The sequence below is a fragment of the Microcoleus sp. w1-18aA5 genome, from assembly GCF_036701705.1.
Taxonomy (GTDB): domain Bacteria; phylum Cyanobacteriota; class Cyanobacteriia; order Cyanobacteriales; family Microcoleaceae; genus Microcoleus.
Window position 1 is genome coordinate 31014 of sequence record NZ_JAUPTE010000020.1, and the last position, 21839, is coordinate 52852.

The 21839-nt window shown below is 44.6% G+C and carries 18 protein-coding genes; 6 read left to right on the forward strand and 12 right to left on the reverse strand.

Annotation, left to right across the window (positions count from 1 at the left end; translation table 11 throughout):
- Positions 1–37 precede the first annotated feature (37 nt).
- A complete protein-coding gene (locus Q5691_RS10105) occupies positions 38–817 on the forward strand; it encodes an ion transporter (protein WP_333344701.1) in 780 nt (259 codons plus the stop codon).
- A gap of 124 nt (positions 818–941) precedes the next feature.
- Here the strand turns inward: Q5691_RS10105 and Q5691_RS10110 are convergent, their stop codons facing one another.
- The 8 genes from Q5691_RS10110 to Q5691_RS10145 form a co-directional block, all read right to left on the reverse strand.
- The gene (locus Q5691_RS10110) at positions 942–2318 is read right to left on the reverse strand and encodes an ATP-binding protein (RefSeq protein ID WP_333308306.1); all 1377 of its coding nucleotides are present in this window, start codon (positions 2316–2318) and stop codon (positions 942–944) included.
- Positions 2319–2426: 108 nt separating this feature from the next.
- Positions 2427–3782 (reverse strand): ATP-binding protein, encoded by a 1356-nt coding sequence (locus tag Q5691_RS10115; RefSeq protein ID WP_333213486.1) that lies wholly within the window; start codon positions 3780–3782, stop codon positions 2427–2429.
- Between the two features lie 691 nt (positions 3783–4473).
- Positions 4474–5040 carry a hypothetical protein gene (locus tag Q5691_RS10120; RefSeq protein ID WP_333308308.1) on the reverse strand — a complete coding sequence of 189 codons (567 nt, stop codon included), beginning with the start codon at positions 5038–5040 and terminating at the stop codon, positions 4474–4476.
- 82 nt (positions 5041–5122) lie between these two features.
- Positions 5123–6688: a hypothetical protein gene (locus Q5691_RS10125; RefSeq protein WP_333213484.1), complete on the reverse strand. Its 1566-nt coding sequence runs from the start codon at positions 6686–6688 to the stop codon at positions 5123–5125.
- Between the two features lie 477 nt (positions 6689–7165).
- On the reverse strand, positions 7166–8167 hold the full coding sequence (locus Q5691_RS10130) for a hypothetical protein (RefSeq protein ID WP_333213483.1): 1002 nt from the start codon (positions 8165–8167) through the stop codon (positions 7166–7168).
- Between the two features lie 18 nt (positions 8168–8185).
- Entirely contained in the window at positions 8186–9562 is a 1377-nt protein-coding gene (locus Q5691_RS10135) for an oligosaccharide flippase family protein (RefSeq protein ID WP_333213482.1), read from the reverse strand.
- A 182-nt stretch (positions 9563–9744) separates the two neighbouring features.
- Positions 9745–10533 carry a TIGR03943 family putative permease subunit gene (locus Q5691_RS10140; RefSeq protein ID WP_333344704.1) on the reverse strand — a complete coding sequence of 263 codons (789 nt, stop codon included), beginning with the start codon at positions 10531–10533 and terminating at the stop codon, positions 9745–9747.
- A gap of 150 nt (positions 10534–10683) precedes the next feature.
- Positions 10684–11763 (reverse strand): permease, encoded by a 1080-nt coding sequence (locus Q5691_RS10145; RefSeq protein ID WP_333213480.1) that lies wholly within the window; start codon positions 11761–11763, stop codon positions 10684–10686.
- A gap of 983 nt (positions 11764–12746) precedes the next feature.
- On the opposite strand from Q5691_RS10145, the gene Q5691_RS10150 reads away from it, so the two are divergent.
- Positions 12747–14186 (forward strand): ATP-binding protein, encoded by a 1440-nt coding sequence (locus Q5691_RS10150; protein ID WP_333213479.1) that lies wholly within the window; start codon positions 12747–12749, stop codon positions 14184–14186.
- A 198-nt stretch (positions 14187–14384) separates the two neighbouring features.
- Here Q5691_RS10150 and dnaN read toward each other — a convergent pair whose 3' ends face one another.
- The 4 genes from dnaN to Q5691_RS10170 form a co-directional block, all read right to left on the reverse strand.
- A complete protein-coding gene (gene dnaN / locus Q5691_RS10155) occupies positions 14385–15524 on the reverse strand; it encodes a DNA polymerase III subunit beta (protein WP_333081191.1) in 1140 nt (379 codons plus the stop codon).
- A gap of 281 nt (positions 15525–15805) precedes the next feature.
- The gene (locus tag Q5691_RS10160) at positions 15806–16153 is read right to left on the reverse strand and encodes a hypothetical protein (RefSeq protein ID WP_333344706.1); all 348 of its coding nucleotides are present in this window, start codon (positions 16151–16153) and stop codon (positions 15806–15808) included.
- A gap of 11 nt (positions 16154–16164) precedes the next feature.
- Complete coding sequence (gene dnaA, locus Q5691_RS10165; protein ID WP_333344708.1) at positions 16165–17535, reverse strand: chromosomal replication initiator protein DnaA; 1371 nt, start codon at positions 17533–17535, stop codon at positions 16165–16167.
- A gap of 151 nt (positions 17536–17686) precedes the next feature.
- Complete coding sequence (locus tag Q5691_RS10170) at positions 17687–17866, reverse strand: hypothetical protein (protein WP_333308317.1); 180 nt, start codon at positions 17864–17866, stop codon at positions 17687–17689.
- A 58-nt stretch (positions 17867–17924) separates the two neighbouring features.
- Here Q5691_RS10170 and Q5691_RS10175 point away from each other — a divergent pair, with 58 nt between their 5' ends.
- The 4 genes from Q5691_RS10175 (at position 17925) to Q5691_RS10190 (ending at position 21835) form a co-directional block, all read left to right on the forward strand.
- Entirely contained in the window at positions 17925–19154 is a 1230-nt protein-coding gene (locus tag Q5691_RS10175; protein WP_333308319.1) for a transposase, read from the forward strand.
- Between the two features lie 145 nt (positions 19155–19299).
- Positions 19300–20541 carry an HhoA/HhoB/HtrA family serine endopeptidase gene (locus Q5691_RS10180; protein WP_333308321.1) on the forward strand — a complete coding sequence of 414 codons (1242 nt, stop codon included), beginning with the start codon at positions 19300–19302 and terminating at the stop codon, positions 20539–20541.
- Between the two features lie 133 nt (positions 20542–20674).
- Positions 20675–21208 carry a peptide deformylase gene (gene def / locus Q5691_RS10185; RefSeq protein WP_333344710.1) on the forward strand — a complete coding sequence of 178 codons (534 nt, stop codon included), beginning with the start codon at positions 20675–20677 and terminating at the stop codon, positions 21206–21208.
- Between the two features lie 54 nt (positions 21209–21262).
- Entirely contained in the window at positions 21263–21835 is a 573-nt protein-coding gene (locus tag Q5691_RS10190) for a TerD family protein (RefSeq protein WP_333208952.1), read from the forward strand.
- Positions 21836–21839 lie beyond the last annotated feature (4 nt).

Genomic DNA, 21839 nt, shown 5'->3' on the forward strand with positions numbered 1-21839 from the left:
TTCCCTTACCTCATAAATGGTATTAATTATCTCATCTATGTTAACCCGATCGCAAATTGGATTTTATCTCGAAGACATCGAAACCCCAATTGGCAGAACCGTCAATTTAACTCTTACCGGACTCATTCTCCTATCTTCGACCAGCTTCATCGCCGAAACTTATCCGATTTCCGAAACTGTTAGAATTAATTTGCAAACTCTCGATACAGCACTTTTAGTTGTTTTTTTGTTTGAGTATTTATTGCGACTATGGTGTGCCGAAAATCGAGTTAAATTTATTTTTAGTTTTTTTTCTATTATTGATTTGCTGGCAATATTACCATTTTTGCTGGGATTTGTCAACGTTAGTTTTATCCGAATTTTCCGCTGGTTTAGAATTCTCCGACTCATCCGCTTTCTAGAATTAAAAATTTCTATTTTCCGCATCAGCAGCGAAGATGGGGTGATTTTTGCTCGGATTTTGTTTACTTTGCTGGCCATAATTTTTGTTTATTCGGGTTTAATTTATCAAGTCGAACATCCGGCAAATCCCGAAAGTTTTGGAACTTTTTTAGATGCTGTTTATTTCTCGGTTGTCACGATGACCACGGTGGGATTTGGCGATGTTACTCCGATTTCGGAATCCGGCCGTTTTCTGACTATTTTGATGATTTTGACGGGAATTGCTCTGATTCCTTGGCAATTGGGGGATTTGATTAAACAATTAGTTAAAAGTGCTAATCACGGAGAAGCTGTTTGTACAGGTTGCGGTTGGTCTGTACACGATGCTAATGCTAGATTTTGTAAAATGTGCGGCAGTCACTTAGATAATAGTTGACTGTTGACTGTTGACTGTTGACTGTTAACTGTTGACTGTTGACTGATAACTGATGACTACTGCCAACTGCCAACTGCCAACTGACTACTGCCAACTGCCAACTGCCAACTGACAACTGACTTCTTCAAGCCAAGGGTAACAAAATTTCAAATTCAGTGCCTCTGCCTAACTCCGATCGCATTCTGAATGCACCGCCGTGTTTGCCCGTCACTATTTGATAGCTAACTGCTAAACTGGTTTCTTTGAGGGCGCGTTTTTCCGTAGAGAAGGATTCTATGATTTTTTTGTACTTGCTAGGTGACATTCCTGGCCCGTTATCTGATATGCAAATCGAAACCCAGCGAACATGAAGTTTGTCTAAATCCGACGCAGGTTCGGGACAGCAGACTTGAGTTGTGATTTCAATTTTAGGCTGGCGATCGGCGTCTCTGAGTCCTCCACCTTTGAACTCTTTTGCCAATTCTTGACCGACTGCTTCGTTAATTAATGTATGAATAGCATTCGTCAATATATTCATAAATACTTGGTTTAGCTGTCCTGCATAGCACGGCACTGGTGGCAGGTAGCCGTAGTTTTTCACTACTTGGATTTCCCTAGTCAAACGACTTTTGAGCAGCAAAAGTATGCTGTCTATGTTGGCGTGCAAGTCGGTGGGTTTGGGATAAATATCGTCGATGTGGCAGAAGTTTTGCAAACTGGTTGCCAACTTGCTCAAACGTTCTGCTCCTGATTTGATGCTGGCAACAGTTCGGAGGAAGTCGTTTTGCAAAAAGTCATAGTCGATCTCTTCTTTGAGCCGTGCTATTTCCGGCGGGGGATCGGTACAGTATGCGTCGTAAACTGAGAGCAATTCCATCAAGTTTTTGCTGTAGTCGCTGACGTAGGTTAAATTCCCCCAGATAAAGCCTACCGGATCTAAAATTTCGTGGGCTACTCCGTTGACTAAACGCCCTAAACTAGCCATTTTTTCGCTTTGAATCATTTGAGTTTGGGCTCTTTCGTAGCGGACTTGAGTTTCTATGCCACGAATTTGCCAGTACGCGATGTTGAGTGCGTTAGGGTCTAAGAGTCGGTAAGATTGGGAGTCTATTTGGACGACGATCGGTTCTGACTGCAATTCGGGCGATCGACGCAGAGCTTGTGGGGCTGCTGCCAAAATGGTTGTACTCTCTGCCACCAATAATATTTCGACGCGAGCGTAACTGTAGAGAACTTTTAGTGGCAGGTGCAAAAATAGCTCTGGGCCTTGGGGTTTGAGCAAATATTCCAGCAGTTGCCTGCGGGATATCATGCCAGCAAACTCTCCTGCTTCCATCAAGACGACCCCCGGCACGAGGGGATGCTGTTCAAACATTTCGGCAACTGCCACGGCCAAGCAGCTCGATTTAACCTGAAAGTCATACAGGGGCAAATCCCAGAGGGTAGACTCTAGCGAAAGGTCTTGATGGCTGCCTTCGGAGACTGAAGGGCCAAGGAGTTTGGAACTGAATTTATTTGCCACTGGAACTTTTAGTTGCCGAAACGCTGGGAAAGTGAAATGAGCACCTACTACTAAGCTACCCTATCATTTCACCGCAGGAGCGAACAACCGAGAATATTCTTAAGCTAATCATGTTGTGCCAACTATAGGCAGGAGAATTTCAAATTCAGTGTTCTTACCTGGTTGCGATCGCAATTTGAGTTGGCCGCCGTGCTTTTCTGTGACGATTTGATGGCAGATAGCCAGCCCCATACCGCTGCCTTTGCCTGCTGGTTTAGTGGTAAAAAAGGTGTCAAATATCTGCTGCTGATTTTCTGGGGGAATGCCTGGCCCGTTATCGGCAATGCAAATTGCGGCTCGCTTGCCGTGTTCGGTTTCTATCACTTTAGTGGTAATTTCGATTTGGGGCTGCCAGTTGTCCCCGCACTGGGTGTGTATTTCTCGATCGGCTGCGTACTCGGTCAGGGCGTCTAGAGCATTAACTAACAAGTTCAAAAACACCTGACTCAACTGACCGGAGTAGCCTCTAACTAGGGGCAGTTCGCCGTAATTTTTAACCACCTCTATGCTGTTTTTAAAGCGATTTTTCAAAATTAACAGCGTCATCTCCACGCATTCGTGAATATCTGTCTCGGCTGGTTTTGTCTCGTCCATGTGAGAGAAGTGGTGCAGCCCGTTAACTATTTTTAGCAATTGTGAGGCTCCCAACTCCATCCCTTCTAAGGTGATCGGCAAATCTTCTTGTAAAAAATCAAATTCAATTTCTTTTTTAAGGGCATCAATTCGGGGACAGGGTGCCGAATATTCTTCTTCATAAACCGACATGAGCTGAAGCAAGTGTTCAAAATAGGACAGCAGAAAAGTTAAATTTCCCCAAATACAATTCAGCGGATTTCTGATTTCGTGGGCTACTTCTGCTACAATCCTCCCCAAACTCGCCATTTTTTCGGTTTGGATGAGTTTGGCTTGGGTTTGTTTGTGGAGTAACTTATTTGTTAATTCGTGAATTCTTGATTGAGCGACCATTAATTGGTGTACGTCTAACAGCTTGTAGGCTTGGGGGGCTATTTCCACTACTACGGGTTCGTAAATTAATTCTGCTGATCTGTAAAGACATTCCTGGGCGGCTTCTACTATTAATTTACTGGCGGGAAGTATGAGTTCCTCTGGCTTGGCAAACTTGTACAGCACCTCTATTGGTCGCTTGAAAAACATTTCTACTCCGTAGCGGCAGTTAACTTTTTCAAAAAATAGACGCCTGGATATCATGCCGACAAAATTACCACTATCTGTCAAAATGACGCCGGGAAGCATTGAATTTTCTTCAAAAGCCTTGGCTACTTCTTTTGCCTGTTGAGTTAATTCAATTTGGCAGTTGGAGAGTGGCAGGTCTAGGAGAGTTGATTCTAAGGAGATGTTCCAAGTACAAAATTCAGGTATATGCAACACTGATAACTCCGAGCTAGTCTCACGCACAGCAAACATAGATGAAACCCCTGTTAAAAATTGTATTCATGAACAACTTAAGTTGCTATTAATTCGTAACTGGTAATTGGTAGCGGGTAGTTGCTAATTTGTGAAATTACAACAGCACCCGATGGGAAAACCCGATCGCAGTAGCATTGTCTCCTAAAGATTTTGTTTCTAAGTCAATATTAAACGATCGAAGCTTTTGTGGAACTTACTGATCTCTGCTGTAAACTTTTTACCATGATATACCTGCGATCGGGTGTTTTCCGAAAATTTTTAATATTTATAACTAATTATTGTGATAAATTATACCATTTTTCCCGTGATAGAAGGGAATTGGAGAACCGCGAGCGGGTTATCAGTGAATATACTGGCATCCTGTGAGGGTTCGAGGGCCCGGATTAGCCATTGTCCAAGGGGCTTGCAGGCTCCAATTGTCAAGACTAGGGCCCTAGCCAAAGGAAGTTCGGCAACGAATTCGCTTTCTTCGGATGTAACCGAATGTAACGGATGGAAGGCTTTAGTTATCGTCGCGAGAGAAGGAAGAAGCAATGTTCCCCAAGGGTTTGTGGAATTAAGAACATCCTAAGCGTCGGCCGCGGTTGCTATACCACTCAAAAGAAATGCAACTTTAGGCAACTTCCGAACCTCGATAGTCATCAGTTTTTTGCAATCTGCAATCTCCAATCAGCAATCTCCAATTCTTTTAGGGTTCCACCTCCGGCCAGAGGCGTTCTAGCTGATACCGCCAAGCGGCGAGAGTTTTTTCGCTAGACTCTCGCCCTAGTTCCATTTCACCCATCAATCCCTCTGCGTAGAAACGGTCTAAAGTTTGAAGGGTGGTTTCGACAGACTGTCCCTGCGTCTTCGCAGCTTTGATGATTTGACGGATGCGGCTTTCTATCAAACCGCCGAAAAAGTCAGACAAACCTCTCTCTTGCAAAGCCAGCACTCGGGCGACGGCGGCTGAGAAATCGGCGGCCGCGAGTGTGGCACAACTGTGCTGAAATACTCCCCACAAAACGTTTTGATGTAAGGCGTAGCGAGTTTCGAGGGTGGTGTCAAAGTTAGCTTCTAGGAGTTTATCAAGAAATGGTTGAGCTTCTTGGGCATCGGCGATCGGCAACAAAATCCGCAGCCAACTCCCGTCTTCTGAAAGGAGGACTAACAGGCGAAAATTGGGGGTTTCTACTTGCCAAGAAGTGGCAGCAGGCATCTCAACAGTGTCACCAAATAAGTCTTTAAGGGTATTGCTAATTTCTTCGGGAGTCATAAGGATTTTAGATTTTAGATTTTAGATTTTAGATTAGTCACCAGTCATTAGTCAGCAGTGCGTTCTCAAATCTCAAATTGGTTTATGGTAGCCAGCGGGGGTGATAGCCGGCAAAGGGAAGTTCTTCTGGCTGTAGTTTGGCGGGAGAACCATCTGCGGGTATTTCTACTAAGGGTAGCAGCCAGAGGCGGCTGGTGGCGATCGACTGTCCACTATCGTTGCGGGGACTGTCTGCTACGGAGGGAGTTGCTGCTGTGACTGATTGGTCGAAAATTAATGCCAGCCCGTCGGGAGATAAACTGATTTGGGTATCTAATTGGTTGGGCAAAATCAGCAGCGGTTTGATGGTTCCTACCAAACGAGTACCCTCTTTTTTGAGGTCGATGGTGGCGATGAAAGGCTGTTCTTTGTAGCTTTCTGTTTTGAGGCGTTGGGCTAACAAACAGTATAGACGCTGAACTTGGTTGTCTTCGTTTTTGCGGGGATCGAAATAAACAGCCATAATGCTGCCGGGAATACGCAATATTTCTTGTTCTACACCTTGGTTATCTAAGATGAAAAGCGATCGAGTAAAGTCGCTGTTGTATTTAACATAGGCGGCGGCGGAGTTGTCGCGGGCCATGCCCAATACTTGTTCGTATTTTGGCAAAAATTCTACTGGATCTGCTTCGGGTTTGAGGGGGACGATCGCTAATCCTTGTTTTTGAGATATTACCATCGATTTGCTGTCGGGGCGAATCATAAAATCTCCGCCTTGTTCATTTTCCAAGGGTCTGGGCGCCACTTTTTCTTCCAAAATCCAAGGACTGAAATCGCCGGGATTGCGACGGTTGACGCGCTGGACAACTATGATTTTTCCGTCGGCTGAGAGGTCGAATTTGAGGTTTTGGTAATCTTTGGAGTCTAAGATTTTGTCGATTCTACCGGCTGGGTATTTTTGTTGATTTCCTAAGTCGGATTGGGGGTTGAGGCCGGTGGTGACTGTGAAGAGTTCTTGATTTAGGGTGCCGCGAGTACGGGCGATTGATCGATCTGTGGCGGAGAATAAAATGCGATCGCTGTCGGGATAAGGTTTAAAATCGGTGACAACTAAATCTTTGGGAGTCAGCGGTATCGGTTTTGAGTCGCTGCTGGTGAGATTGACTAGCATTAATCTGCTTTCTGTTTCGCCTTGGACACCGATGTAAGCAAAAGCTCGATCGCGGCTGCGAAAGGAACTGCTAAACGGTTGCATTAGCGTTCCTTTTTTTTGGTTTTTTTCTCCGAAATACTTGTCGGTTGCTCCAGCGAGTTTTAATGTGTAGGTAACGCCGTAGGGTGCTGGATCTTTGAGGGTGTAAGCCATGCGCCTTCCCGCCCAACTAAATTTACCGGGGAGGGGGGGTTCTAGCTTTAAGTTTTCTTCGACCGTGGACTGGTTCATCGGCCGAAAGAATGTGAGGATAAAGCCGGTATCTTCGGCGCCGATTTGTTTATTTTCCCAGGTAAATTCTCGCACTCTGGGTGCTGTGCGATCGCCGCTCAGCAGCAGCAGCCCTATTAAGAAGCTCAGCACTAGCATGAGGACGATCGCCGTGCGGTCGATCGGCTGTTGGAATGGCAGAATAGCGAAGGGTGAAGGATTAATTTTTTTCTTAAAAATACTCACAAATCTTTCTCTCCTACTTTCTGCTGAAAAGTAACTGCCAAATTTTCCCTCTTAAATTTTACTGTCTTGGGCGTACTCCCGGCCCTCTGAAACGGTTTTTTTTACCAGGCTAAAGGGCTGCAACGAAATATAACGAAATATGTTGGTAAAAAACTCGGTTTTTGAAAGTGTGTGTGCCTCCAGGACTGAACTAAACTCACGAGCTTAAATCCGTGGAGTCTGCGGCAATTCCAACAGTATCAACCGAGTGGAGATGTGAAATTTGAGATTTTACCTTTTAGGCTGCCTCAGTGCTAAAAATTGCTCGATAGAGAGAGGCTTTGAGGACAGTAGAGCACCCTACAATTATACCACTTGCGTCCAACACTGTTTGAGATTTTAGATTTTTAATTTAATCTCACATCTCAAATCGCTAATTATTTAATAGGTTTAGGGGTAACGCTTGCGATCTACCCATCCTACTAATAATCATGACGACTACTTAGATCCCTTTGACGAAGCCTTGCCGATGGGTGTGTGGGAACTATTATTAACTGCTGACAGTGTATACGGCGATTCCGGTTCGGGATATAGCTTAGAGTATTTGCTATCGTAATGCCTGATCTCAAAATAGTTTAAGTTTGACGGGTGGGGCTTATATATCGAGAAACATTCCAAAAGACAAAAAGTGGCTGCACTCTCTAAAGGCCCGACCTTCACTACTTGATTTTTGAAGATGCGACCTGATTTTATCCACTCTTTCATCTGCTTTCTTGACAAACAGTAAAATCCTGAATGAGGATTGGTACACTCAGCAAATTTTACAGTTTCTATCTCTACACTAGATAGTTTATTCCACGATAGTTCATCATCTATTGTCAAATCAATGTATCTCTTGGTTCCTTGATACATTTCAAAACGGTGTGGGTAAAGAATAGCATTCTCATACCCGCTTTGTCGGTTAAAACTTTCTAATTTTTCTAGAATGAAAGCATCGTATAAAACAATGTCATCTTCTATAAATAAAAACCAGTCAAATTTTTCTACTTTTTCGACAAATTCTTCCTGAAGTCTAAACTCTACAAACATGGGGTCGCATTCAGGACCTTCTTGGATCTGAATGCACTTAATTTGATATTCAGGTAAGTAGGCTGTAACGTGCCTGTTCGGTAGAGTTTGGATAGTAATTGTCAGGTCGCAATGAGCAAAAGTCGTTAACAGTCCATCTATTGTGTGCCTGAGTCTCTCTATTTTTGCTGTGGCTTTTTCGGGATTGTTAGATTCTTCAACTGATGTAATGTGTGGGACAGCCACAAAGACTTTGGGGCGTTTTTTTTCGGGCTGTTCGTTTTCTTTGAACAAATTTATAACCCGATTTTTTTGATAAAAAAACATCAGTTTACTATACCTTGTTGCCACTCGCGATATTTCTTGTAAAAGAGCCATTTGTAAGAACATAAAGTGCATTACTTTGCTTCTTGTATTTTGTTCGGCTGACATAGAAACAATCTCCTTTTTTTACTGAAATAGTTGATTGATTGGAACTAAATCCATCGGTGATATTTTATCGATTGGCAGACCCCAATCCAAAGCGACTCTACACCAAAGTAGAGTGGCCAGCACCACTACAAACAGCCCTGTTAATTGAATATCCTGCCAAAAACAAGTTAGTCCTTCTTTCCACAAACCGTAGTTAGTTACTGCATAGGTAGGAAGGTCACCGAGAGCTACAGCAATCACGGCACCTAAATTACCTTTTAAGTAGTATCCCAGCGGTATACTTATACATAGATTCAGAAAAGTCAGCAGATTGCCTATAGCTGGGTACTGAGACTTTCCTACGGCTAACAGACAAGAACCCATGATATTGTGGAGGGTGGTGTGCCAGATACCTAACGCCAAAATTGGCATCATCCAAGATGCAGCCTCATACTCTTTCCGATACAGTGTTAAAATTAACTGATCTCCAAAGATTACAAAAATTGCTAAACCTACGGCTAATGGTATTAGAATTAGATTGCGGTTCTTGAGTATCTTCGCGCGCAACTCCTCCCGCGGCAACTCTGCCAGCATAGAAATCGATGGAAAAATTACCCGACCGCTAATGGCGATGATGACTTGGCGCGGCATATCCCCCAGGGTAAAAGCGATGCCGTAAATGCCCAACATTGTTAAAGTAAATATTTTCCCTAGGATCAGTCGATCGGCTTGAGAACACAAGAAAAACAAAGCCGTAGACAAAAATATCCATTTTCCATAAGAAAATATTTCTTTAGCTGCTTCTTTATCCCAAGCAAAGCGGTTTGACTTGCCTGGAATCAAAAAATGGCTCCATACTAACTCCATGAAAGCTCCAGTAAAGCCACCGACGATAATCGCCCAGATGCTGCGATCGAACCATGCCCAGACAATCATCACTGTTGTAGAAACAATCTGTATGCCCAACTCAAAAATTACTACTTTCTTCACTGCCATTTTGCGTTCTAGGCTGGCTGTTGAAGTAGATTTAAACCCTCCGAGTAAGGAATTTATACCTATGATTGGAATCAACCACAGAAGACGGGGCTCTTCATAAAAACTCGCAACGGGCTGGGTAATTATAAGCAAACCAATCCAAATGAACAAGCTGCGAATAACTTGCAGTGTCCAAGCGGTGTTGAGAAATTGAGGATCTTCCCCCCGTTTGTTCTGGATGATACTTGGGCCCAAGCCTATGTCTGTAAATAAGTTGATCCCTGTTATAAAAACGTAGGTTAGACCTACTAGACCAAATAATTCGGGTAAAAGCAGGCGCGTCAGGATTAAGTTACTGCCAAATCGGATAATTTGACTGCTTGCATAACTGGCGATCGTCCAGGCAGCACCTTTGATAGCTAATTTTTTTTCTGATGACATATACTCAGAATTTATTTTCTAATTACGAGTGTAGTTGCTGAATTTGTTATTTGCAACTCCTAAAGGAGGATGCTGCCACTTTTTTAGCTGACTTTACCGTATCTTGATCTGTATACGGAGATTGGGTCTGGACTTTCCATTTCGCAATCAAGGTAAAATTTCATCTGATACTTACTCAACATCTAATAATCATAAGGGTTTTTGGGTGCGGTAATTGGTTTGAGGGAGGATGCTTGAATGATTAATTTGCGCTTGCCTTGGAGTTCTTCTACGATCGTTTCTCCTTCTATTTCTAGCCAAGTGTCTGGGGCAAAGGTGGTGCGGCTTTGACCAATCAGTAATTTTACTGGCAAGCCGATCGGATAGGCGTCTGCCGCGCAGCAGGTAATGATAAAACGCCCAATCCACATATATTGTTCTGTTAGGTTAGGGGGGTGAATTACAAATCCTTGAACTTTGACTTTTTGACCTCTGTATGTATCCGGTTCGGGGTTGAAATTTAACAGCCGCACCCATTCGACGAGCGATCGCTGTTCGGGTTTTGTAGTATTGCGAAATTCTTGGGGTTGCAGTCTGGTGATGGGCAGGGATTCGGTGAGGCCTCGTTCTAATGCTGTCTGGCTGGTAAAGGTGCGTGGCGTTGTTAGTAAACCTATTAATGCGATGCCCAACATTAAGGTGCTGCCGATACTGGGGGGAAACAAAGTAACGTGTTCAACTTCTGTGATTCTGAGAGAGTTATTTGCTGTTGATGTCCGCGATTGCTGGGTAGTGCGAGCGAGTTTTAAGAGTTCCCAAGTTTTTAAACCGCCAATAACCAATAAGCCGATTCCTCCTGCTAGAGTCAAGCCAAAGTAATTGGGGTGAATGAGAATGCTTAATTGGCCGGTGATCCAATATTTGAGTAGCAATATTCCCCAGCCTAAGATAGCTAGGGCGTCCAGCCAGGGGCTAATTTTTTTAAGATTCATTTTTTAAAAGTGATGGGGAAGGAAGAAGGAATAGGGAAGATGGCAAATGAAAAACACCTATCCGTATATTCGTGACTTCCGTGTCTGCGAGCAAGGTAATTGAAAATCGCCAAGCGAAAATGGTATTAGTTGTCTGTTTGAGCTAACTTATTAACCTAAATGCAAGTTGACAGCGAGGGTCATTAAAAAGGTTAACTGAGCTGCCAAGACAATTAAGTAAACTACGGCTCTACCTTTAAAAATTGACAGCATTAAACCGATACCTTTGAGGTCAATCATCGGGCCGAAAACGAGAAAGGCTAACAGCGAACCGCTGGTAAATGTGGAAGCAAAAGACAGGGCAAAAAAGGCATCCACTGTAGAACAAATCGATACGACTGCCGCTAATAGCAGCATGGCTATAATCGAGGAAACGGGGCCTTGGCCGAGGTTGAGAATTAGTTCGCGGGGGGCGCCAACTTGAATGATGGCTGCGATCGCACTTCCGATTACCAACACTCCTCCCAATTCGCGCAACTCCTGTACCATAGTCTCTAAAAGCAGGCGCAGACGCTGTTTAGAAACCCGGTGAAACATTGAGGAACGTTTCGAGGTTTTTTCTGTTTTGCCTGTTTTTAATGGCTTCCAGTCGTCTTGTAGCAAAGATTCGATCGGCACCACCCCCCCCGGCTGACCGAGCATAAAAGTTCCCGACTGCAACAGCAGCGGAGTGTTAGCTTGGACAACTTCTTTTTCGGAAAACTCTGGTTTTGGCAAGGGGATTGCGCGGGCTACAGAGGGTTGCAGCAGAGGCCGCAAGTCTTTTTGGCCGCTGAACACCCAGCCGATAATTGTGGCTATAGACAGAGAAAATACCACCCGGAAAACTACAATTTCTGGCTGATCGCGAAATGCCGTCCAAGTAGCCCAAATTACCACGGGGTTGATGGTGGGGGCCGCCAGCAAAAAGCCGATCGCCGCTGGTGCGGGTACTCCCTGCATCAGTAACCTGCGGGCTACGGGCACGTTACCGCACTCGCACACGGGAAACAAAAAGCCGATTAAACTGCCCATCAAAGCCGCCAGCAGCGGGTTTTGTGGGATGCGCGATACGAGTTTGCGTTCGTCTACAAATCCCAGCAGCAAACCTGAAAATAAAACTCCCAGCAGCAGAAAAGGTATTGCTTCTACTAACAAGCTGAGAAACAGGGTGAAAGCATTATTTAACTGATTTGTCAGGGCGGGTTGCATCGATCACCTACTGGTAGATTGCTATTTAGCTATACGTCTTTGGTAGAACTCCTTGTATATCATACCAAAGCATAGCACTAAGTTAAGATCGAGTTAATTGTTTTTGGTCTTTTTTTTGCTATAATTTGTAGACCTGCTAATTTGATCAATGCTAAGATATGGAATGATTCCGACTGCTTAAAGCCGTTTAAATTTGACTGGATTTTTATTCATATCCGCCTCGTACAGCCAATCAATAATTAACTAAGCCAACCGTCGTGGATTTGATGGATATTTCGGTTAACAATAATTGATTTTAGAACAAATGCCAAGGCAGATTTTGCAGATTCCGGGCAAGGCTAACTGTTTTATATAACGATCGCTAAAAAATATGTTTGTAGCGATGACTTTAGTTTTCACTACAAACCTATAAGGGACGCACTGGCAGGTGTGCCGCTAGCTGGTCGTTACGGGGGGTTTCGAGTACCGGATCGGGGAGATGGGAGGACATAGCCTCAGATGCCCTAGCTTGCAAGGCGTCCCGCCATCGCGATTGCAAGCTAAAACTCAGGGACGCGATCGCCCTAGCTTTGTGCTTTTAACTTGTTTCAGGCCGTTGTATCGCCGGGGCGATCGGGCAATTCCCATTTTCTTCTATTATCAATCAATTATATTTCTTAGCCTAATAATTTATTAACAAAAGGTTAAGACGATTAATTAAGATTAATGAATAGTTAAATAGTCCAAACAAGCGTTAATACTGCTCAAGCCAGTATAAAATAAAGTCAGGTATAATTACCAGGGCGCATTTATCTCGGTGATCCTCAATCTTGCCTAATACTTTAAGTGGTAAAATTTTCCTTGCTACAGTCAGTTTTTTGTGTAATTTAAAATGCAGTTTGCCAGGGCGATGCCGGTCAAAGCACTCAGCAACTCACCTGTTGACCTTTGGTAGCTGAATGTCTACTGGCAAATAGAACCCAAAAAAGCGTGCTGATAAATTTATGTTGAATACCTCCTGCGTAGAAAGACCCGTCCAACCCATCTCTCAGGCTGACCTAGGAGAACTTTGTTTAGACTCTACTCTCCACCAATTGTCGCTTTACGATTTTCAGGTAGAAGCTACGGATTGGGGAATGCGAATTTCTCAGATGCTAGAAGCTAATCCGCTGTTACCGGGAGTCATTGTCACCCATCAAGGTGAATTTGCAGGTATGATTTCCCGGCGGAGATTTTTAGAATTTATCAGCCGTCCTTTTGGGCGAGAATTATTTTTAAAGCGACCTGTGAGGGCTTTGTACCGCTTTGCCGAAACTGAGAGTTTAATTTTTCCCAGCAATACTTTAATCGTGGATGCAGCCAGGAAGTCGCTGTTGCGATCGAAAGAATTGCTTTACGAACCGATTGTGGTTCAATTGTCACCTCAAACTTATAGTTTGCTAGACGTGCACGAACTCTTAGTAGCGCAATCCAATATTCACGAACTAGCGACAAAATTGCTGAGGCAGCAAACTGAATCTCAATTAATTCAAACCGAAAAACTAGCGAGTTTGGGACAGATGGTAGCTGGAGTCGCCCACGAAATTAGAAATCCCGTCACCTGCATCAGCGGAAATCTCGGCTTTTTGTCCAACTACTCGAAAGACATCATGGATTTGCTGTCTGCTTACGAAGACATTGTGGGTGAAAGCGAAAAAATTAGCGAACTCAAAAAACACATAGAATTTGATTTTTTACAAGAAGATTGGGTGGAAATTCTCAAAAGTATGAAAGTTTCATCGCAGAGGCTGACCGAACTCGTCACCAGCCTGCACACCTTTTCTCACATGGACGAAACCCACTTGAAGCAAGCTAACATCCACGAATGTATTGACAGTACCCTGCTAATTATGAAAAACCGTCTGAAGTACGGATTTAAGGTAGTTAAAAACTATGGTGATTTGCCTTTGGTCAAGTGTTACTCTGGCCAGTTGAGCCAGGTATTTATGAATATCATCAGCAATGCGATCGACGCTTTGGAAGAGGTAAAAGCAGAAAAAGATTTTATGCCTGTGATTACTATTGAAACCGAGGTAATAGACAGTTCTGACGGAGACTGCGTGAATTCGGAATTAATTCAAAATTATGTTATGGGCGATCGGCAAAATGTCAAACAGCTATCATCCGCCAGCCAAAACGGCGATTTCTGCCCAGAAACAGCGGAAAAAAATCAAAATAACGCTTGGATAGCCATCCGAATTGCCGATAACGGGCCGGGAATTCCGCCAGAAATTCAGCGGCGGATTTTTGAGACATTTTTCACCACTAAACCCGCCGGGAAAGGTACTGGTTTGGGGTTGGCAATCACCCATCAAATTGTTACGGAAAAGCATAAAGGCAAGTTAAATTTGCATTCTACGCCCGGTACAGGTACTGAATTTGAAATTTTGTTACCATGGATTTGAAGCACTAACTCATATCAAATCTCTCTTCTCTTTATCTGCGTGAATCAGCGTCCATCCCTTGTCATCTGCGGTTCAAAAGTTCTCTTTTTTTTACCGCAGATGAGGGCAGATTAACACAGATTAACGCAGATGAATTAGATCAATTCCGGTTGCAGCATCCGTGATTATTGACTAATGACTGCTGACTACTGACTCTTTTTAAGCTCTTAGCTGCACAGGCATCACCAAGAATGTAGCATTGACTCCGCCTAATGGCTGAAAAATTACGGGGGCTAAGGCACCGTTTAATTGCAGTTGAATTTCGGGGGATTGAGCAGTTTTCAAAATGTCAATTAAGTATTTCACGTTGAAAGCAATATCTATGCTATCTCCCGAAATCTGTGCGGGCATTGACTCTTTGCCACAGCCGACATCTTTAGCATCTACAGACAAAGTAATTTCCTGATTCTCCTCGTCGATGCTGCATTTGAGAATATTGTTTTTTTGGTCGGCAAAAACGGCTATTCTTTCTACTGCTGCTAAGAACGATCGCCTTTCTAAGGTAATTTGCCGCTCAAAAGACGGCGGAATCAACTGCCGGTATGCGGGATATTGCCCTTCCAAGGTGCGGGTGGTCAGCCGCTGATCTGCCCATTCAAACACTACTTGACCGTGTTCAAAATGCAGGGTGACAGGTTCAGTCCACTGCCGCATCACCAGCATTCTTTCTACTTCGCGCAATGCTTTAGCGGGGACTGTCACCTCAAATTCTTCTTGGGTTTCTTCGCCTTCAGGTTTTTCATTGGCAGTTTGAACTACTGCCAATCTGTGACCGTCTGTAGCTGCAAATTCCAGGCAATCTTGCAATACCTTTAAATGCACGCCTGCAAGTACCTGTTTTGCCTCGTCGGGGCTAGTAGCAAATAAAGTTCCTTTGAGTCCTTCTATCAAGGCTTCCGGTGGCAATTTGAGGATTGTTCCGCCTTCTATTGCAGGCAATTCTGGGAATTCTTCCGGGCCCATGCCTCTAACTTGGTAGCTGCCAGAACTGCAAGTGAGATATGCTACGGTGTCCCCTGCTTCGTCTTCTAAAGTAATCTCTCCATCTGGGAGTCTCGAAACAATATCGTTGAGTAATTTAGCGGGTATGGTAAAACTGCCGCCGCCTGTTACTTCTGCTGCGAAGCTGGTGCGAATGCCCAAACTGAGATCGAAAGCTGTCAAGCTAACCCGCTGATTTTCCTCATCCGCTACTAAGAGCACGTTGGCTAGTACCGGATGTGTCGGGCGGGAGGGAACGGCCCGACTTACCAACGAGAGGTTGGCGTTGAGGTCACTTTGGGTGCAAACCAATTTCATTGTAGGAAGGTTAATTAACCGGATTTGAAACAGAAACAAATGGTATCACAGAAAGCCGGCGGGTCGGTTTTTCTGTGTGTAGGGCTTAAGCATGGAGCTAGAAACCGGGTTTCTAGGCAAAATTTTGCCTGTAAAAACGAGAAATCTTCGTAGAAACCGGGTTTCTGAAGTCAGCGCGCGTCGCGAACTATGTGTATAGGGTGTGTAGGGATCGCTAGTATTTTTTAATTTATTGAATTATTTTTGTGTCAATCGCCCTGTGGAAACTGTGGAAAAAAAAGCTAACTGCTTGCTGGGAAAGACTTGTAGGTAATAAATACTTGTGGAAAACTTGTGGAAAAGCTGTTGCGGTCGATCGCCCGCCCATTTTTGTGCAAAAACTGTTTTGGGCGATCAAGTAAAGTTTTCCACAAACGGAGGGCAACTTTTCCACAGGTTTTTCCACAGGCAAGATTGTCTATTATGGGGCATTGGGATTTGGGAATGGGAATTGTTGACTGTTGACTGTTGACTGTTGACGGCGTTGAGTGTTGACGGCGTTGAGTGATAACAACTGACAACTGACAACTGACAACTGAGTCATTGATGTGACAACTGACAACTGTCAACCGACAACAGTCAACAGACAACTGACTTCAAATTAACTTTTGCGGCTGACAGCGTTAATTCGATCGCTCAACTGACGCAAAGTTTGAGCCAAATTCGGGTCAGTATTCCGCAACTGAGCAATTTTTTCGCAACTGTAAAGCACAGTCGTGTGATCTTTGCCGCCAAACACTTCGCCAACTTTCGGCAAACTCAAACCAGTATGCTGCCGAATTAAATACATCCCTATTTGACGGGCGAGACTAATTTCTCGCCTGCGGGAAATGCCTTTCAAATCTTCAACAGAAACATCAAACGCCTCGGCCACAACTGCAATTACTGCATCGGGAGTCGCCTCTACGCTTTCAGTTTGCGGGTTCAAAACCGGGGTGATATTCTCCACGGTCATCGGCAAACCGGTAATTGAAAGATATGCTACCGCCCGAATCAAAGCTCCTTCCAATTCCCGAACGTTGGAATTGTAACTAGAAGCAATGTATTCAATCACATCTCGCGGCAGCCGCATATTTTCATACTCAGATTTTTTCTGCAAAATTGCCATCCGAGTTTCCAAGTCTGGCAATTGAATGTCGGCAATTAATCCCATAGAAAATCGGGAACATAAACGCTCTTGCAGGCGGGGGATTTGCTGTGGCGGACGGTCGGAAGCTAAAACTACTTGGTTTCCCGATTCGTGCAAAGTATTAAAAGTGTGAAAAAATTCTTCTTGAGTGTATTCTTTTCCTTCAATAAATTGGATATCATCTATTAATAAAACATCGGCTGCCCGATAATGGTCGCGGAAAGTTTGCATACTGTCTTTGCGAATGGCGGCGATTAAATCGTTAGTAAATTTCTCAGTAGAAACGTAAAAAATCTTGGCGTTGGGGTCAATTTCCAAGCGATAATGACCGATCGCCTGCATCAAATGAGTTTTGCCCAAACCGACGCCACCGCACAAAAATAGGGGATTGAATTCTCGGCCCGGAGACTCGGCTACCGCGAGGGAAGCCGCGTGAGCCATGCGGTTGTTGGAACCGACGACAAAGCGGGAAAATAGGTATTTCGGGTTTAAATTGGCGGGTTTGGGGGGGTGAAGCGAGTGGGTTTCCGGGATATCGGCGATGGGGGATGGCCAAATTATGGCCGAGTCGCTGCTGCCGCCTGTTTCGTTTCCCCCGGCAATTGTCAAGTAAATGTCTACGGGATAGCCGAGAATTTCTGCGACTGCATCGGCAAGGATTTCTCTGTAATATTTTTGCAACCAATTGCGAGCAAAGGGGTTGGGGGCGCTGACAATCAAACAGTTATTTTCGAGTTGTTCGGCCCTAGCAGTTTTGATCCACGTCTCAAAGCTAGGTCTGCTAAGTTGTACCTGGAGACGTTCAAGTATCTGATTCCACAGACTTTCGAGGGGAATGTCCACTGCTCACCTCTGCCGATCGGCATTCAAGATATTTAATTCTACAGTCTAGAGAGTTTAGCTATGAAACCGCCGGAATCCCACGCGCGATACCTGTAATCAGATTGGTGTTGGGTTCGCTCCGGCGGGTCAACCTAGGTACGGAGTTGACCAATTAATTCTCGTAATCACTAATTAATTTATCAACAAACTCTCTCAAACGTTCTTGCCAGTCAGGAACAGCCTTAAGTTTTTCTTTTTGTCCTTCATAGCCTTTGAATCCGATTGTTTCCTTGTCTAAAGGACGGTTCAACCGTTTCCTTGCCCCTAGTTTGTGATTTTTTTGAAAAGGCATTGACAGCCCCCAGTATACAGGTTAACTTATATATAGCACTTAGTGTACAGTCAGATAGATGAGAACGGCATATCAGTATAAACTACGCCCTACAAAGTTACAAGCCATTGAGATCGACAGATGGTTGTCGATGCTATGCGCTCAGTATAACTATTTGTTGGCCGATCGATTTAACTGGTATGAGCAAAACCGTTCTCCTGTTAATGCTTGTCCTCTGATTTGTTACCTGCCTGAACTGAGAGATAATCCCGATTACTACTCACAGAAGAGAAATTTACCTCAGCTCAAAAAATCTCATCCCTGGTATGCCAAGATTTATTCTCAAGTTCTCCAAGATGTAGTGAAAAGAGTCAAGATAACTTTTGATAGTTTTCTGAAAGGTGATAGCAATGGAAAACGTAGCGGTAGACCTCGATTTAAATCACGCAGTCGTTACCGCACGTTTACTTATCCTCAGATCAAAGGCGAGTGCTTGCAAGACAACCTTATTAACTTACCGATGTTCGGGAAGGTTAAGGTTATTTTGCATCGCTCCATACCTGATGGCTTTAAGATCAAAACTGTTTCGATCACCAAAAAAGCTGATGGATACTACGTAACTCTCAGCTTGGAATATCTAACAGTTCCTACAATCAAACCAGATTTTGATCCAAACAAAATTACTGGCATTGATGTTGGTTTGAAGGAATTCTTGACGACATCAGAGGGGGAAACGGTTACTATTCCTCAACCTTATCGCAAAGCCCAAAAACGCCTACGGGTTATTCAAAAGCGAGTTGCACGACGTAAAAAGGGAAGTAACCGTAGACAGAAAGCAATTAAACAACTGGGGTGTCAACACAAGAAAGTTGCAGATAAACGTAAAGATTTTCATTTCAAAACTGCTAAGAATTTATTGAATAAATATGATGTTATTGCAGTTGAAGACTTGAATGTTAAAGGACTTGCTCGTACAAGATTAGCTAAATCCGTGCTGGATGCTGGGTGGTCAAGCTTTCTGTCGATACTAACAAATAAAGCCGTAAATGCTGGTTTGTTGGTAGTCCCAGTAAGTGCCCATAACACTTCACAAGATTGCTCTAATTGCGGCGAGAAAGTACCTAAAAAGGTGCATAAAAGATGGCACGATTGCCCTCATTGCGGGTGTAGTCTAGATCGCGATCAAAATGCAGCTATCAATATAAAAAACAGAGCGGTAGGGCATTCCGTTCTTAAAGCTCAGTTAACGTCCGAAGCAATAGCTGGAGTCGCTGAGAAGCCGACATCAATGGTGACAGCTTGTGATTGATGTGGGAGTATGTCACTCCTCAGATGCTAAAGTTTAAGGGAGTCTGCCGATCGCCAAAATTTTTGCCGCTCTGCAGCCCAAACCAGGTATCGGGGAGCGGCTCAGCAAATATTTAGATTTGGCAGGAAAGCCTTAAAACATGGCCATGAAGAGTTCTACTGGCAAATTTTGGAAGCAACCGGCAATTTACATATTGCTGCTGGTAACGGGAGCCGGGGCCGCCATGTTGGGCGATCGTCTGACGGTTTCTCAATTTCGTGGAAATTCTGGCGATTCGGGACAAAGGGCGCTGGAACCGAAATTGCAACTGCCTCCTAATACAAAGAATCAAGCTAGCAAAGTCTTGCCGCCGGCTTCCTTGTCCGGCGACGGGACTAATGTGAATTTTATTGTGGCTGCGGTGGCAAAAGTTGGCCCGGCAGTGGTTCGGATCGATGCTTCGCGCCGGGTGAAACCGGGAAATAGAGGGCTGTCGCCGGAAGATTTTTTGGGTATAGAACCGAATTCGGGCGGCCGGGGCGGGATCGAACGGGGCACTGGTTCGGGTTTTGTCATCGGTGCCGACGGCTTGATTCTCACTAACGCTCACGTTGTAGAGGGAGCCGATACCGTAAATGTAACTCTCAAGGACGGCCGCAGCTTTCAGGGGCGGGTGTTGGGGGCGGATAAGGTGACGGATGTGGCTGTGGTGAAGATTGAAGCCAATAATGTGCCTGTGGTGGCGATCGGCAATTCGGATAAGCTGTTGCCTGGGGAATGGGCGATCGCGATCGGCAATCCTTTGGGTTTGGACAATTCCGTAACTGCGGGAATTATTAGCGCTACGGGGCGATCGAGCTCAGAGGTGGGCGTACCCGACAAGCGGATCGGTTTTATTCAAACAGACGCTGCAATTAATCCGGGGAATTCCGGCGGCCCGCTGCTGAATGCTTCGGGCCAAGTTATTGGCATGAATACGGCGATTATTCAAGGTGCTCAAGGATTGGGGTTTGCGATTCCCATTCAGGCGGCGCAACAGGTGGCGAAGGAACTGATTTCGACGGGTAAAGTCGAACACGCTTATTTGGGTATTGAAATGGCGACGCTGACTCCCGATGTTAAGGAGCAAATTAACAGCAATGCTACCAGCAGTCTGCGAGTTGCAGTCGATCGGGGTGTGGCTATTGTTAGCGTTGTTCCTAATTCTCCCGCAGCAGCATCAGGCTTGCGGGCTGGAGATGTGATTCAAAAGATTAACAATCAGCCGATTATTCAGTCGGAAGCTGTTCAGGAGTTCGTGCAAAATGCTAAGGTTGGCGGGCTGTTGCAAATGGAAATCAACCGCAACGGGCAAATAGTTAATTTGAGTGTTAAACCGGGGAGTTTGCCGGTTCAAAAAGTTGGATAAGAAGGAAGTTCGGCAACGAGCAATGTACGGGATGTAACGGATGTAACGGAGGTCAAGAAGAACATCAGAAGGAAGAAGAAAATAATAATTTGTCAGTAGTTAACGACTAACCAATAACGACTAACCAATAGCTATGGCAGAAATATTACAAATTTCTCAATTAGGAAATCCCGTACTGCGCCGCCAGTCTCAAGTTGTCGAGAATATTAAGGACGATCGCATTCAACAATTGATTGACAGCTTAATCTGTACAGTACAGCAGGCAAACGGAGTTGGGATTGCCGCCCCTCAAGCCGCTCAGTCCGATCGCCTGTTCATCGTCGCATCCCGTCCCAATTTACGGTATCCCCAAGCACCCCACATGGAACCCACAGCGATGATTAATCCCCGGATTGTGGCTGCATCAACAGAGACAGTCAAAGACTGGGAAGGCTGTTTGAGCATTCCGGGGATTCGAGGGTTGGTGCCGAGAAGTAGGGCGATCGAGATAGAATACACCAGTAGAGACGGCAAACTCCACCGACAAGAATTGACAGACTTTGTGGCCCGAATTTTTCAACACGAACACGACCATTTAGATGGAATCGTGTTTTTAGACAGAGTGGAAAATACCCACGAACTAATCACAGAGGAGGAGTACCAAAAGCAAATTGTCAACTTACTATAACACTTGATATAATTGCTAGTAGTAACACCAGTGATGTTGTGAATAGGAGGGCGAATGTCTATCAATTTGGAAAAAGGCGGGAGAATCAATCTCTCTAAAGAAGCACCGGGGCTAAAAAATGCCGGGATTGGTTTGGGATGGGATACCAATGCTACAGATACCGGCACAGCGTTTGACTTAGATGCTTCCGTGTTTATGTTGGGGGCTACGGGCAAAATTCCCGGCGAAAAATACTTTGTTTTCTACAACAACAAGGAGTCGCCGGACACTTCTGTAATACATCTGGGAGATAGCAGAACTGGAGAAGGATTTGGCGATGATGAAACCGTTACAGTCGATTTAAGCAAAGTCGATCCGGCGGTGCAAGAAATTGTGTTTGTGGTAACTATCCACGAAGCAGAATCGAGAAGGCAAAACTTCGGTCAAGTGCGGAATGCTTTTATCAGGATTTACGACACTACTACTAACACAGAGGTAATGAAGTACGATTTAGACGAGGATTTTTCTCGGGAGACAGCGGTAGAGTTTGGCAGACTTTACAAGAAAGACGGCGAGTGGAGGTTTCAAGCTGTAGGAGAAGGCTACAATTCCGGCTTGCAAAGCTTTGTAGATAAGTATGCCGCATAAAAAG